The sequence below is a fragment of the Vibrio frigidus genome, from assembly GCF_042465995.1.
Taxonomy (GTDB): domain Bacteria; phylum Pseudomonadota; class Gammaproteobacteria; order Enterobacterales; family Vibrionaceae; genus Vibrio.
The window spans coordinates 194,943-209,171 of record NZ_JBCDMC010000006.1; the positions used below are offsets into that span (position 1 = coordinate 194,943).

Annotated in this window: 13 protein-coding genes; 7 read left to right on the forward strand and 6 right to left on the reverse strand. The window is 42.1% G+C overall.

All coding sequences use genetic code 11. The features are described from left to right. The first annotated feature begins 36 nt into the window (after positions 1-36). Together AACW90_RS11990 and AACW90_RS11995 are read left to right on the forward strand one after the other, a co-directional pair. The gene (locus AACW90_RS11990) at positions 37-1,758 is read left to right on the forward strand and encodes an ABC transporter substrate-binding protein (protein ID WP_390234682.1); all 1,722 of its coding nucleotides are present in this window, start codon (positions 37-39) and stop codon (positions 1,756-1,758) included. Next, positions 1,743-2,468 (forward strand): substrate-binding periplasmic protein, encoded by a 726-nt coding sequence (locus AACW90_RS11995; RefSeq protein WP_390234684.1) that lies wholly within the window; start codon positions 1,743-1,745, stop codon positions 2,466-2,468. Before AACW90_RS11990 ends, AACW90_RS11995 begins: the two co-directional genes overlap by 16 nt. A gap of 56 nt (positions 2,469-2,524) precedes the next feature. Here the strand turns inward: AACW90_RS11995 and argF are convergent, their stop codons facing one another. The 3 genes from argF to arcC form a co-directional block, all read right to left on the reverse strand. Further along, positions 2,525-3,571: an ornithine carbamoyltransferase gene (gene argF / locus AACW90_RS12000; RefSeq protein ID WP_390234686.1), complete on the reverse strand. Its 1,047-nt coding sequence runs from the start codon at positions 3,569-3,571 to the stop codon at positions 2,525-2,527. A gap of 345 nt (positions 3,572-3,916) precedes the next feature. Further along, positions 3,917-4,519 carry a TetR/AcrR family transcriptional regulator gene (locus AACW90_RS12005; RefSeq protein WP_390234690.1) on the reverse strand — a complete coding sequence of 201 codons (603 nt, stop codon included), beginning with the start codon at positions 4,517-4,519 and terminating at the stop codon, positions 3,917-3,919. A gap of 25 nt (positions 4,520-4,544) precedes the next feature. Beyond that, positions 4,545-5,459, reverse strand: a complete 915-nt coding sequence (gene arcC, locus AACW90_RS12010) for a carbamate kinase (protein WP_390234694.1) — start codon at positions 5,457-5,459, stop codon at positions 4,545-4,547. A 284-nt stretch (positions 5,460-5,743) separates the two neighbouring features. Between arcC and AACW90_RS12015 the strand changes: the two genes are divergently transcribed. Beyond that, positions 5,744-7,168, forward strand: coding sequence for an APC family permease (locus AACW90_RS12015; RefSeq protein WP_390234696.1), 1,425 nt, complete (start codon positions 5,744-5,746; stop codon positions 7,166-7,168). 15 nt (positions 7,169-7,183) lie between these two features. Continuing rightward, entirely contained in the window at positions 7,184-8,278 is a 1,095-nt protein-coding gene (gene aguA, locus AACW90_RS12020; RefSeq protein WP_390234698.1) for an agmatine deiminase, read from the forward strand. 68 nt (positions 8,279-8,346) lie between these two features. On the opposite strand, the gene AACW90_RS12025 is transcribed toward aguA, so the two are convergent. Then, positions 8,347-8,604, reverse strand: a complete 258-nt coding sequence (locus AACW90_RS12025) for a DUF1289 domain-containing protein (protein WP_390234700.1) — start codon at positions 8,602-8,604, stop codon at positions 8,347-8,349. Between the two features lie 162 nt (positions 8,605-8,766). Here AACW90_RS12025 and AACW90_RS12030 point away from each other — a divergent pair, with 162 nt between their 5' ends. Both AACW90_RS12030 and AACW90_RS12035 read left to right on the forward strand, forming a co-directional pair. Continuing rightward, entirely contained in the window at positions 8,767-9,207 is a 441-nt protein-coding gene (locus AACW90_RS12030) for an META domain-containing protein (RefSeq protein WP_390234702.1), read from the forward strand. Between the two features lie 184 nt (positions 9,208-9,391). Then, positions 9,392-10,303: a LysR substrate-binding domain-containing protein gene (locus AACW90_RS12035; RefSeq protein WP_390234704.1), complete on the forward strand. Its 912-nt coding sequence runs from the start codon at positions 9,392-9,394 to the stop codon at positions 10,301-10,303. A 50-nt stretch (positions 10,304-10,353) separates the two neighbouring features. On the opposite strand, the gene AACW90_RS12040 is transcribed toward AACW90_RS12035, so the two are convergent. Together AACW90_RS12040 and AACW90_RS12045 are read right to left on the reverse strand one after the other, a co-directional pair. Continuing rightward, positions 10,354-10,554, reverse strand: coding sequence for a DUF4250 domain-containing protein (locus AACW90_RS12040; RefSeq protein ID WP_195703087.1), 201 nt, complete (start codon positions 10,552-10,554; stop codon positions 10,354-10,356). A gap of 110 nt (positions 10,555-10,664) precedes the next feature. Next, a complete protein-coding gene (locus AACW90_RS12045; protein ID WP_390234706.1) occupies positions 10,665-11,354 on the reverse strand; it encodes an HI_1241 family integral membrane domain in 690 nt (229 codons plus the stop codon). 208 nt (positions 11,355-11,562) lie between these two features. On the opposite strand from AACW90_RS12045, the gene AACW90_RS12050 reads away from it, so the two are divergent. Beyond that, positions 11,563-13,833, forward strand: a complete 2,271-nt coding sequence (locus AACW90_RS12050; RefSeq protein WP_390234708.1) for a YgiQ family radical SAM protein — start codon at positions 11,563-11,565, stop codon at positions 13,831-13,833. Positions 13,834-14,229: the final 396 nt, after the last annotated feature.

The window sequence follows — 14,229 nt, forward strand, 5'->3', positions numbered from 1 at the left end:
TAGGCTACGTTTAAGTTGCGCGTAAATTAAAGGACTATGATGATTCGACCCTCTTACTTGGCTTTAACGTTGACTTTACTGTTAAGCCATCCAAGCCATGCTGACAGTACAAAGCTCACGACGATTAAACGTTGGGTGGATAATGAGTTCTTACATTCTACTCTTTCAAAAAAAGAACAGATCGATGAGCTTCTTTGGCTATCTAATGCCGCCAAACCATATGATGGGCTTTCAATTAGAGTGGTGTCTGAAAACATTGCGACACACGCATACGAATCCAATGTACTTGCCAAAGCATTCAGCGAAATAACAGGCATACACGTCGTCCACGAGATCACGGAAGAAGACGACTTGGTTAAGAAAATGCAGCTGCAACTCGATACTGGTATCAACCTGTACGACTCGTACGTTAATGACGCCGATTTTATTGGGACCCACTATCGATACAACAAAACCATTTCTATCTCTGCAAAAATGGATGGAGACTGGCAAACCATTACGTCACCAACACTCGATATTGAAGACTTTATTGGAATACAAAGCGTTAAAGGGCTTGATAACGAAATATATCAACTTCCAACGCAACAATTCGCAAACCTTTACTGGTATCGAAAGGATTGGTTTGAACGTCCAGATCTGCGGGATGAATTTCGACAACTCTACGGATACCAACTCGGGGTTCCACAGAACTGGGCAGCGTATGAAGATATAGCTGATTTTTTCACTAATAAGGTAAAACACGTTGACGGAGAACCAGTTTGGGGCCATATGGACTATGGACTCTATGACCCATCACTTGGTTGGCGAATCTCGGATTCCTGGCTAAGTTTAGCGGGCGTGAATGACCAGCCTGTAGACAACACTTCGTATAAAAACTCAAGCTTCGTTGGGGACTGGGGCATCAGGGTAGAAAACTGCCATCCGGTTGGGGCATCGGTTTCACGAGGAGGCGCATTAAACAGCCCTGCGGCAATATATGCAGTAGAAAAATATATACACTGGTTACATGATTACGCACCACCTGAAGCTATCAAGCAAAATTTCTCATCGTCGAGTATTACTCTCGCGCAAGGGAATACCGCTCAACAAATTTTTTGGTATACCGCTTTTGTCCCTACCTTATTAAACAAAAAACTCATCGACGACGAAGGGAAACCTGTATGGCGACTCGCTCCGTCTCCTAGAGGAAAGTACTGGAAGCCTGGAATGAAATCTGGTTATCAAGATATCAGTGGTTGGACGTTCTTACGCTCAACACCAGAGAATAAAGCACAAGCCGCATGGCTCTACGCACAATTTGTCACCTCTAAAACCGTTTCAATGAGTAAATTTTTGGTCGGTTTTACGCCCATACGACAATCTGATTTGGATTCCAATTACCTAAAGTCCCGATCCTCTGAATGGGGAGGTCTACTCGAGTTTTATCAAAGTAACGCAAGAAATTCTTGGACGCCTACTGGATTAAGCGTACCGGACTATGCTTTTCTATCCAGCGCATGGTGGCAACATATTGGCGCTGCGCTGAAGAAGCAGCGCACAGTAACAGAGGCGATGACGGATCTAGCAACAGAAATGGATGATAGAATGGCAATAATAAGCACGAATGCAGATATGATATGCGAACCAAAGATAGCAAATAAACAGATTGAAAGTCGCTGGATAAATCGAGATGGAGCCCCCTGGAAACAGAAAGCAATGGATGATAAACCAATTACTCTCCCTTACAAAGAAGCGCTGTTGTTATGGCAAAAATACTAACTTTACTTTTGGGCTTTTTCTTCGCCTACCAAGCCTGTGCGGATATCCGAATATTGACGTTTGCTTCGCCCCCATTAGTCAATTTTCATAATAACAATCATTCTCATACTAGTTATCATTTTACCGGATTTTCCGTCGATTTAATCGACAAAGTATTTGCCGAGAGCGATATCAAGTACTCGATGCAGAGTAAACCGATAAAACGAGCACTTTATGAAACCAGCCAGAAATCAAATACGTGTACCTTTCCGATTGACCGAACGCAAGACCGAGAATCAAAATACAGATGGATAGGGCCCGTCGCCATTAATCGATATGCACTATACAGTGCCCCTAACGCAGAGGTTAAACTAACAACGTTAGCCGACGCAAAACCCTATATTCTTGCTGCTTACGCCGGAACTGGCATCGCTAACTATTTGAATGAACGTGATTTCGAAATGTATGAAACCAAAAGCCTAGAACACGGTTTGCAAATGTTGCACAGTAATCGAGTCCAACTATGGGTTGCTGACACCAACTCGGCAAAATTGTTGGCTGAAAAAACAGACATTAGCCTTCTAGACCCGGAACTTATTTTCTTTACCAGTATCAGTTTTATGGCCTGTAATATCGATACACCAGAATCCGAACTTACTAAACTCGAGGCGAAACTAAAACGCATGTATCAATCTGGAGAAGCGCAAAAAATCCTTCATTTAGACAATTAAAAAAGCAGCAATTCAATTGCTGCTTTCGAGTTAATTCAACGTTACGAACGACAAGACTATAATCCAGCTAAGAAGCCTGTAATTTTTTCTTCGTGAGCAATTCGAGTTGCTTCACTAACCGCTTGAGTATTTTTATGTGAGAAGTACACAAGAATCGCCATTTGAGCCGTTAGACGGTTTTCCGCTTCATCAAACGCAACAGAATATTCACTTTCAAGCGCACCACGAGTCACTTCTTCTTTATCGTTAGCTGGTAAACAATGCAATAGCATCGCCCCTGGTTTCGCTTTCGCCATTAGCTCTTCCGTAATGACATAATCAGGCATAAATGCGGCTAATCGTTCCGCTTTCTCATCCATTTGAGTGACCCAATAAAAACTGTCGCCATAAACAACATCACAATCACTGATTCTTTCTACATCATCAGTAATTTCAATGTGGCCACCAGATTCTTTGCAGTACGTCTCTGCTAGATCAATCCACTCTTGCTCCATTTGGTATTTCTTAGGACCAATTTGCTTGAAACCCATACCGTATTTAGCGCAAGTTAACATCAAAGAACGGCATACGTCAGTCGCATCACCCATGAACGCCAACGTCAAATCTGACAATGTGCGACCATCCGTGATGTGTTCTTTCACTGTGAATAAGTCGGCTAACATCTGAGTAGGATGGAAACGAGTATCTAGTCCATTGATGACGGGTACAGTCGACATTCTAATCAGCCCATCAAGTGTTTCCGGACTGTTGGTTCTTGCCATGATAATGTCACACATACGGGATAACACGCGTGATGTATCATCAATGGACTCTTTACCACCTAAATGAATATCTTTAGGGGATAAAAACAGAGCATGACCGCCCAATAATGTTGCCGCTACCTCAAACGAAACACGAGTACGAGTTGAACCTGCTTCGAAAATCATACCAACAGACTTGCCTTTGAATAACTGAGGTACTGCGTTATCTTTTCTTGCCTCTTTTAAATAGCTCATCAGCTCCATCATGTTATCCATCTCTTTTACTGAGAAGTCTTTCATTGAAACCATGTGTTCGATATTTGTTTTATTTAAGTCAGTCGCACTTGAAGATGGAAGTTTCATTACGGGATCCTTTTTTACATCATTGAATGATATTTAATTAAATGAGAAATTACTAAATAAGTATTACTTAAACATATAACGAGCGTAAATAATCACAATTTATTCTTCACTCATTATTTTCGATAAATTGATTATCCACTATTAAATAAACAAATTCTAAAACTAGAATCACTAATCGGTAAGGTGTGACTAGGGGCCTAAAATTGCATGACAAGAATCACATATATTATTTTAAACGAATTTAATTTTCGATATTTGATTTTAATAACGGCTTTGTTGCAAAAAAAATAGCCCGGCATTTGATATCACTCAAATATCTGGCTACTTAACGAACAATTTTTTCGGTTAGGTTTTTGGCAATATCTTCGGTAAATACGCACCTAAATACGCTTCTGTAATCACCAACGCCTCTCGAGCCATTTCTGGCTCTATCTCGCCATTCTGTCGATAGTTAAGCGAGTACACTTTATCGGCTACTTGCAGCGCAATAGCAAAGATGTTTACGTCTTTCGGTAGCTCTGGTAAAACAAAATGTCGACGATAAATATCCTCTACCTTGCTTCCAAGTAACAGGTCGTTTTGCGCATCTTCGTTGCGGACGGAGGCATAGGTATGCTGACCTAGCAGCGTATGTTGCGCCAATGGCGATTGTCGGTAATAACTGACAAAACCTTGCTCAATCATGCGATTAATATCAGACCAATGAACGACTTCATCTTCGACAATGGACTCGTCCAAAACCGTGATGAAATCCTCAAAGATCCCTTTCATCAATTCGCAAATTAACGACTCAATATTTGGATAATGATGATACACAGTAGAGGCGGCGATCGAGGCTTCTTTTGCGACATCATAAATCGATATTGAATCAACACTACGCTTTGATGCTAAAACAATCGCCGCCGAATGTATTCTTTCAAGCCTTTGTTCTGTTGACTCTTTTTTCATTTCCAATTAAGCCTTATGGTTAGCATTAGAGGCGGATGTGTGTACCTGATTCTCCATCCATTATCTCGTAAGCTTTGTGTAAAGAACCGATATGTCCTGTCCCTTTTGTCTCTTGTACAAATTCACAACATGCGTCTACCTTAGGCGCCATTGATCCCGCGGCAAAAGTAGTTTTCTGCAACTCTTCAACGGTCACATCATAGAGTGCAACCTCTGTTGATTTACCCCAATCGATACACACATTTTCACCATCCGTCAGAATTAAAAGATGTTCTGCATTTAATTGCTTGGCTAACGTTGCAGCGGAAAGATCTTTATCTATTACGGCTTCAACCCCAATAACACCCGTGTTGGTCTCTATGATTGGACAGCCACCGCCACCGCAGCATATTACAGTATGATCGGCATCTAATAGTGTGCGAATGCTATCAATCTCAACAATTTTTTGAGGATAAGGCGATGGCACGACCCGACGCCAATAATCACCATCAGGTTTAATACTCCAACCGTATTCGCCTGATTTTTCTTGGGCTACTTTCTTGTCGTAGACTGGGCCGATAAACTTACTTGGGTCAGAAAATGCAGGGTCATCTTTGTCGACGGCAATCTGCGTCAACAATGTGCTCACCTTGCCATTAAGCATATATTTTTGTAAACCCTGAGCCATAAGATAACCGATCATCCCCTGTGTTTCTGCACCCAACACATCTAATGGATAAGGCGGTACATCGGCGTACGCTAGATTTTGCAATGCCAATAAGCCGACTTGAGGACCATTACCATGAACGATAACGACTCTATAACTTTCGCTCAATTTTGCCAATGCCCTTGTTGCAACATCAATATTTTTAACTTGGTTTTCGTAACTCATTAATTCACCACGTTGTAACAAAGCGTTTCCGCCCACTGCTACAACGATAATAGGATTTTTATTATTCATAATATTCACCGGTTGTTCCACACTGTTCATTTTATGCATTCAATTTATCTTTTTTTCCCATCCGATAAACTTGATCAGAATCAATTTTATCGACTAAGTTAATTACCCAACTAATAATTATGCTGGGCGTCACGACTTTATTACTAAATATTCAACTATCACCGATAAGTGATTCTCCTAACAAATTATAAAGAATAAAGACACTATATTTATAACGTCAAAATTTGAATCATATTCATACGTTAAATAAATCGTGTGAATAAACATTAAAACGGAGAAATAAAATGGATACTCAAAGTTCTGGTGGCAAAATGGGGGTCGGTAGCCTTGCCCTATTTAGCCTATGTGCCGTTATTGTCGTCGATACATTGACTGCATCGGCGTCAATAGGCGTAAGTGCTATCGGTTGGTGGTTAGTTACCTTAGTTGTCTTTGTCATCCCCTACGGACTTATAACATCAGAGCTGGGTACGACTTATCCCGGAGATGGCGGTATTTACGATTGGGTAAAAAAAGCATTTGGATACAAATGGGCCGTAAGAACAACGTGGTTTTACTGGATTAATGTGGGCTTGTGGATGCCTGCTGTTTACATCATGTTTGCGGGAATGTTTGCCGAATTATTCTATCCAGAACTGGCGATGGTTTGGCAAATCGCTATCTGTATCGTCTTAACTTGGTTAACTATTTGGGTCTGTAATGTCTCAGTAGATGTTGGCGTGTGGGTGACCAGCGCAGGTGCCATTCTTAAAATAATTGTTATCTCTGTCCTTGGTTTTGGTGGCTTTTTCTATGCGTTAAAAAATGGGGTTGCTAACGAATTCTCTTTCTCTGCAATGTTACCAAGTTTAGATACTGGCGTCGCTTTCCTTCCTGCTCTCGTCTTCAATCTCATGGGTTTCGAACTTGTTGCGACCATGACTAAAGAGATGAAAGATGTTCGAGACATGCCAAAATCTATCTTCTTAGCGGCGGGGATTACCGCATTCTTATACGTGTTTGGTACCGTGGGTATTTTGCTGGCGTTGCCTGTAGAAGATATTGGCCTCGTAGCGGGCATCATAGACACACTTCGCAAGCTGTTTGGTGAAAGCGCAATAGGTCACTTCATGGTGTATGCGATCGGCATTATGGCACTACTGACTTTCATCGGAAATATGGTGACATGGACGATGGGCGCTAGCCGTGCAGCAGCAGAAGCCGCGAGCGAAGGTGAACTTCCTGAAATCGTTGGCAAGATGTCTGAAAAACACGACACGCCTGTCGGTGCGAACAACATAACAGGGATGGTTTCTACCGTTGTTATCTTAGCTTATGCGGCATTTGCCCAAGGTAGCGATGAACTGTTTTGGTCTGTATTTGCCTTCTCTAGCTGTGTTTTCTTACTTCCTTACCTATTCATGTTCCCTTCTTACATCAAACTTCGTGTAAGCGATGCAGAAACTGAGCGTCCTTTCCGAGTGCCTGGTGGTATTGGCGTGCAATGGGTGTTGAGCATCATCTGCTTTTTAGTTATTGCTCAAGCCGTCGTGCTTTTCATCTTCCCAGACTTAATCACATTCAGCGTCGACTGGGTTTACAGCGCACCTGTTCTTATCGGTGTATTCCTTACCGTCGCTATCGGCGAGTATTTGTTGAAGTTAGCCGTCGCCAAGAAAGTTGACGAAGTCAATAAAGAGTCAACTGACACCCTTTCTCAAAGCCATTAATTAGGACATATGATCATGAGCAATAGAATTCATTCAATTCCAAGAAACGATGGCTTTAGAATGCCAGGTGAACATGAACCACAAGAGTCTATCTGGATGGCTTGGCCTGAGCGTACAGACAATTGGCGGTACGGCGGTAAACCCGCGCAGAAGACATTTGCTGAAGTAGCAAAAGCGATTGCACAAACGACACCCGTAACTATGATTGTGAGTGCTACTCAGTTTGAGAATGCTCGCGGTATGTTACCCGCGGAAGTCAGGCTTGTAGAAATGAGTACCGATGACGCTTGGATGCGAGATATTGGTCCATCTTATGTGGTTAATGATGAAGGCGAACGCCGCGGGATTGATTGGCACTTTAACGCGTGGGGTGGTTTAGTTGATGGTCTGTATTATCCTTGGCACAATGACGACGCTGTCGCTCAAAAAGTGTGCGAGATACTAGGGGACGACAGCTATAGAGCGCCTATCGTTTTAGAAGGTGGTTCCATCCATGTTGACGGTGAAGGAACTCTCTTTACCACCGAAGAGTGTTTGCTACACGAAAGTCGAAATCCTGACTTATCACGCGAAGAAATCGAAGATGTGCTTTGCGAACATTTGTCTGTCGACAAGGTCATCTGGATACCATCTGGCTTGTTTAATGATGAAACCAACGGACACGTAGATAACCTAATCCACGTGGTTCGTCCTGGTGAGGTCGTACTTACATGGTGTGACGATGAATCCGACCCGCAGTATGCATTGTCTCGTACTGCACTCGATGCGTTACTCACACAAAAAGATGCAAAAGGAAGAGAGCTTAACGTTCACAAAATCCCAATGCCAGGGCCACTATATATCACTGAAGACGAGGCGAGCGGTGTCGATATGTCTGATGGAATGGAACGAGTACCTGGAGAAAGATTAGCGGGTTCATACGCCAATTACTTGGTGACTAATGACCAAATAGTTTACCCATTACTAGACAAAACACTCGATGCTGACGTTGAGGCTATTCTTAGCAACCTTTATCCTGGTTACAAAGTGACGGGTGTGAACGCACGTGAAATTCTACTGGGCGGAGGAAATATTCACTGTATTACTCAACAGATACCGGCCATTAAATAACGTCGCTTGTAACGACATAATCACATAACCAACAAGCCTCGCACTAGTATTACATAGAGCGGGGCTTTTTATTCTTCATCAAATAGATCTCTCTGAGGACTGAGCAAATCAATTGATTCTTGTGGCTTCTTCTTGCCTTGAAGGATCTTTCTTCGGTACCTTTGTTTACACAGTTTTATCACGTGAAGTTGTTGTGTAGGGGTGAACTTTTGCCAATTAAAACGCTCATTTCTTTTACGCATACAGCCATTGCAGTAGCCTTTTTCATCTACTGAGCACACCCCAATACAAGGGCTAGGTACGTTAAAAAATTCAAGTTGTTCCATAGAAGATAAAACGTCTTATTTACTATTACTAATTCTATATTAGTTCCATAACGCCTTGATAACAATTTACATTCTATTTTAATCCATTACTTTTCCCTGACACCAAGCCCAATATTGGGTCTATACTTCAAATAATTAAAATTTCTTATACTGGAGCCCGTTATGAAAAAACTGATTGCTATCGTTACATTACCTCTAATACTTACTGCATGCCAAAGTACCGGGGATGAAAATAACATGGCAAAAACGATCTCTGTTCAAGACCTACAGCACCATAATTGGGAGCTCACTCAGATTGATGGAAAAGTCGTCACCACTCCAGATAACATGCAAGCTCCTCGTCTGGAAATCGGTGAGAAGATGACAGCAAATGGGAATGCTGGCTGTAACAACTTCTTTGGACAAGGCGAGCTCGACGGAAACAATTTCCGTATCCTACAGATGGGCATGACGATGAAAATGTGTGTCAATGACGTGATGGGGACCGAAATGGTACTCTCACAAACTCTGCCTAAGTGGAACAAGATGGAATTAACGAAAGAAACAATGACGCTAACGAGCGACAATCATACGCTAACGTTCAAGTTAAGTGATTGGAAGTAGAGAAAACTACGCAGATTCCCGTTTTAACCAAGAAGACGGGAATCTTGCTCTCGGTGGATCGAACGATACCTTACGAATGTACACATCAATAAATATTTTAGCCGTCTAGACGTTTACAATGACAAGAAGTTACGTTAGTTTATGAGTTCGATTATTGATATCCCACATGATATGAAGAGAACTCATGATAGAACTTAAGCATTTACGCACTCTCGTATCCTTGAGGGGCTCAGGGTCACTCACTGCGACCGCAACGTCATTACACTTAACCCAGTCAGCACTTTCCCATCAGATTAAGGATCTCGAACTTCGATTAGGAGGGCAGCTGTTTCTGCGTAAAACTCGTCCGGTAAAATTCACAGCCGAAGGAGAAATCTTGTTACAACTCGCCGATGAAATTCTACATAAGATAGCGATTGCAGAAGGCAAAATTGCCAACCTGAAGGAAGATGTCAATGGACGTTTGCATATGGCTATTGATTGTCACTCTTGCTTTCAGTGGTTAATGCCAGCATTACGTGAGTATCAGTTAAGTTGGCCGAGCGTAGGATTGGATTTTATTTCAGGGTTTGATTTTGAACCGATTCCAGCGCTGTTATCTGGTGAACTCGACCTCGTGATAACCTCAGATATTGTGCCGAGTTCAGACGTACACTACGAACCCTTATTCGATTTTGAAATGTGTTTGGTGACCTCAGTCCATCATCCGTTAGCCGGTCAAGATAATATTCAACCTGAAGATTTTATTGATCAAACCGTTATCACCTACCCCGTACATAAATCTCGCTTAGACGTGTATAAGCATTTCATGCAACCTGCTGGCGTTGACCCTCTCAAGTGGAAACAAGCAGATAATACGTTGATGCTTATTCAGATGGTCTCCGCAGGTCTAGGTGTGGCGGCGATACCAAATTGGGCCATTCACGAATTTTCTAGACAAGGATTAATCACAAGTAAGCCTTTAGGTAAGGGATTGTGGCGACGGCTCTTTGCCGCGACTCGTCAAGCAGAATACGACAAAGCGTACCTGCAAGCTTTTTTTAATACCGCTAGATCACAGTGTAAAAACCACCTCGAAGGGATTAAAATGCCATAAAAAAGGATAAACCTAGGTTTATCCTTTTTTATGGCAACGTCATGTCGGTTCTATCGCTCATAGGACTTAAACTGATTCGTGAGCGGGTCATATTGATAGCCAAGGACGTCAAGTTTACCAATCAGGTTTTGAACATCCATCTCGTACATAACGACCAAATCTTCAAAACTATCACACTCCAATCTCAGCTTCTCGTTAACAATTCCCAACAGAATGTTACTGTCTATATGGTTAACTTTACTCAAATCCATCGCCCTACTCCCATTCCCCATCACCTAAAATTAAGCGTAGTACGATAGAACGAGTTGTGACAAGAGATTGGTCATAGAAATTAACGCCTAGTTGAGAAAACCTGACCCGTTTAAACGCTAGATAACAAAAATAACGGGTACAATTCTGCACCTGATAGGAGCAAAGCCATCAAGGCCATTGATAGTTGAATCTTGCTAATAGATTGACGTGTCATCATATGTAACGGCCAAATCAACAACCCCACAACCAAAAGTGCCAAGCCCAGTAACACATTACTTTGCAGCATGGACATTAAGTGGTCACTTAAAGCGACCACTTGCAGAGCAACGAGAATCGCCAAAATCATGCCGCTAATAATGCCAACGACCGGCAATATTTTATGGAAAGCATCTAAACGAGAACGTGCGATCAGCAGCAATAGGTTAGCGAATATTGCCCCAAGTAAACTCACAAAGCAGACCCAACCTATGGATGCAAAAATAGAGGAGAACAGAGATAATTGTTTGATGACAAATACCAGCGCTAATGCATCGGCGATGTAAAGTACCCACGTTGGACCTTTATCACGCGTTTTCTTAATCTGGACTTTAGAAAAGAAATAGAAGATAGGTGCGGCGACCACTAAAGAGGTTAGATTGACAAAAGCAATCGCTAACCAAAGCACACCTATTATGGGTAATAGCTTGTGCACACGTCCTCTTTGACCTGGACATATCTCACCTTTAGTGAGAACCAAAGTAAGTATAATCTGAGCACCCAATAACATAGGGGCGAAAAGTGACAATAAAGGTTCAATCATGATTTATTCATCTATTTTACAGAGCCGCGGATATTAACATAGATATCGCTCCCCTCCACAAACATAAGCCATATTAGGTGGTACATAATAGAGAAAAGAACCGTTCGAAATTCAACCAACCAAACATTTTAAATTCTGCTATAATCCGCCGATTATTTTTCGGTTAACTTAAAACCATTGCATTCTCAAATGAAGGTTACGTCATTTCATGATCCCATTACCAAAAACAGAGCTGTTCGAATATCCCAAATACTGGGCTGAATGCTACGGCACTGCACCATTTTTCCCTATGTCACAAAAAGAAATGGACGACTTAGGCTGGGATAGCTGCGATATCATTTTAGTCACTGGTGATGCCTATGTTGACCATCCCTCTTTTGGTATGGCGATTATTGGCCGAATGCTTGAAGCTCAGGGCTTTAGGGTTGGTATCATTGCCCAACCAGATTGGCATTCGAAAATCGACTTTATGACATTAGGTAGACCAAATCTATTTTTTGGTGTTACCGCTGGTAACATGGATTCAATGATAAATCGCTATACGGCTGAACGACGTATGCGACATGACGACGCCTACACACCAAATAACGAAGGTGGAAAACGTCCTGATAGAGCGGTGACCGTTTATACTCAACGATGCAAAGAAGCTTTTAAAGAAATTCCCGTTGTCATTGGGGGTATTGAAGGAAGTTTACGCCGTATCGCCCACTACGATTACTGGTCCGATAAAGTACGTCGTAGTGTTTTATTTGACTCTAAAGCAGACATTTTAATTTATGGTAATGCCGAGCGTCCGTTAGTAGAAGTCGCTCATCGTATCGCTCAGGGTGAAAGTGTAAATAGCATTACCGACGTTCGTGGTACTGCATTTGCTGTCAAAACAGCCTTACCAGGCTGGCGTGGTATTGATTCTCGTGACATTGATAGACCGGGTAAAATTGATCCTATTCCTAGTCCATATCAAGACCTGACGCCATCAAATTGTGATAAGCCGGATGAAGTAACAGCGTCAGGTGCGACAGTTGTTACCAAGCCTACAACTGTCAATTCGACGGATGTTACAAAAGAAGCCGTACCAATACAAATCAGTCAGTACCAGAATAAATCTTGGGAGAATAAGATTAAGCCGTGGGAAATGACTTACGTTAAACTTCCCTCATATGAACAAGTGAGTAATAACAAAACGCTGTATGCCCACGCCTCTCGGATTTTTCACCAAGAAGTAAACCCTGCAAGTGCTCGTGCATTGGTTCAAACTCACGGAGATCGAATGATCTGGTTGAACCCACCGGCGCTTCCATTATCTGAAAAAGAAATGGATGGTGTTTTCGCACTGCCTTACGCCCGCGTTCCTCATCCAAGCTATGGTGATGCGAAAATCCCGGCTTATGACATGATCAAAACATCAATCAATATTATGAGAGGGTGTTTTGGAGGTTGCTCATTTTGTAGTATCACAGAACATGAAGGTCGAATAATTCAGTCACGTTCTGAGCAGTCGATCATTGATGAAATAGAAGACATTCGTGACAAAGTGCCTGGCTTTACTGGTGTCATTTCAGATCTGGGTGGACCTACGGCAAATATGTATCAGCTGCGTTGTAAGAGCGCGAAAGCGGAAGCGACATGTCGTCGTCCTAGCTGCGTTTGGCCTACTATCTGTGGGCATATGGACACTGACCATAAGCCAACCATCGATTTGTATCGTAGAGCACGTAAAGTAAAAGGTATAAAGAAAATTTTAATCGCTTCCGGTGTACGGTACGACCTCGCCATCAAAGATCCGGAATATGTAAAAGAACTGGCGACTCATCATGTCGGCGGTTATTTAAAAATCGCGCCTGAGCATACTGAGGACGCGCCACTAGCTAAAATGATGAAACCTGGAATGGGTTCATACAACGAGTTTAAGCAAATGTTTGAGCATTACTCAAAACTTGCCGGCAAGAAACAATTTTTAATTCCGTACTTCATATCTGCACACCCAGGAACGACGGATTTGGATATGGTTAACTTAGCACTATGGTTAAAACAGAATGATTTCAAGTTAGACCAAGTACAAAATTTCTATCCGTCTCCTTTAGCAAACGCGACAACGATATACCACACTGAGATAGACTCCTTAAATAAAATTCGTAAAGAAAACTCGGCGGTTCCAGTCCCCAAAGGGACGATACAGCGACGCTTGCACAAGGCTATCTTACGTTACCATGATCAAAATAACTGGGGGCTGATCAGAGAAGCACTTAGTAAACTTGGATTGGCTAACAAACTCATTGGTAGCGGCCCTGAATGCCTTGTACCGCATGAGACTCGTGGTGAAAAGAACAGTAACAACCGAAAAGGTAAGAACAATACGAATGGCCACAAAACGTCATTTGGCCAAAAACGAGGCGATAATAAGTCACGGGGTAAAAGTAACCCAGGGTTAACCCGCTTTAGCAGCAATCAGTTCAAAAAGAATAAAAAATCCGACTAGCTATAAAGGCGTTCCCGATAAGCTTCATACAAAAAGCATTGAATGTCTCAGTGCTTTTTGTATCTAACTATTCCCTTCCTCTTCGGAAAATTTTTTGCTTCAGTCTCCTAAATCACCTCAACAACTTGAAAGAGACAGCTTAGCGACGAATTTTACGGGAGAAACCATACCTAACCTTTCATTACTCCAACGTGCCAGAGCCTATACGCTAACTAATGTTTCAGTCATTACGTCAATTTGTGGTTGATAATGTGCAGAAATTTCATATTTGCATACCGCCCAATGAAGCACCTCTTCTATCATATTGAATCTGTTTAATAATGTTATCTAACGGTTATAGCCCAACCTCTATGTGATTATTTTTAATATAGTTTAATACGTCACATTGGCACTTTG

What these genes read in the sequence shown, in the direction of transcription:
- argF (WP_390234686.1), bottom strand. Translation starts at nt 3,571, where the DNA reads ATGAAACTTCCATCTTCAAGTGCGACTGACTTAAATAAAACAAATATC.
- arcC (WP_390234694.1), bottom strand. Translation starts at nt 5,459, where the DNA reads ATGAATAATAAAAATCCTATTATCGTTGTAGCAGTGGGCGGAAACGCT.
- AACW90_RS12040 (WP_195703087.1), bottom strand. Translation starts at nt 10,554, where the DNA reads ATGGATTTGAGTAAAGTTAACCATATAGACAGTAACATTCTGTTGGGA.
- AACW90_RS12005 (WP_390234690.1), bottom strand. Translation starts at nt 4,519, where the DNA reads ATGAAAAAAGAGTCAACAGAACAAAGGCTTGAAAGAATACATTCGGCG.
- AACW90_RS11990 (WP_390234682.1), top strand. Translation starts at nt 37, where the DNA reads ATGATGATTCGACCCTCTTACTTGGCTTTAACGTTGACTTTACTGTTA.
- AACW90_RS12050 (WP_390234708.1), top strand. Translation starts at nt 11,563, where the DNA reads ATGATCCCATTACCAAAAACAGAGCTGTTCGAATATCCCAAATACTGG.
- AACW90_RS12030 (WP_390234702.1), top strand. Translation starts at nt 8,767, where the DNA reads ATGAAAAAACTGATTGCTATCGTTACATTACCTCTAATACTTACTGCA.
- AACW90_RS11995 (WP_390234684.1), top strand. Translation starts at nt 1,743, where the DNA reads ATGGCAAAAATACTAACTTTACTTTTGGGCTTTTTCTTCGCCTACCAA.
- AACW90_RS12035 (WP_390234704.1), top strand. Translation starts at nt 9,392, where the DNA reads ATGATAGAACTTAAGCATTTACGCACTCTCGTATCCTTGAGGGGCTCA.
- AACW90_RS12045 (WP_390234706.1), bottom strand. Translation starts at nt 11,354, where the DNA reads ATGATTGAACCTTTATTGTCACTTTTCGCCCCTATGTTATTGGGTGCT.
- AACW90_RS12015 (WP_390234696.1), top strand. Translation starts at nt 5,744, where the DNA reads ATGGATACTCAAAGTTCTGGTGGCAAAATGGGGGTCGGTAGCCTTGCC.
- AACW90_RS12025 (WP_390234700.1), bottom strand. Translation starts at nt 8,604, where the DNA reads ATGGAACAACTTGAATTTTTTAACGTACCTAGCCCTTGTATTGGGGTG.
- aguA (WP_390234698.1), top strand. Translation starts at nt 7,184, where the DNA reads ATGAGCAATAGAATTCATTCAATTCCAAGAAACGATGGCTTTAGAATG.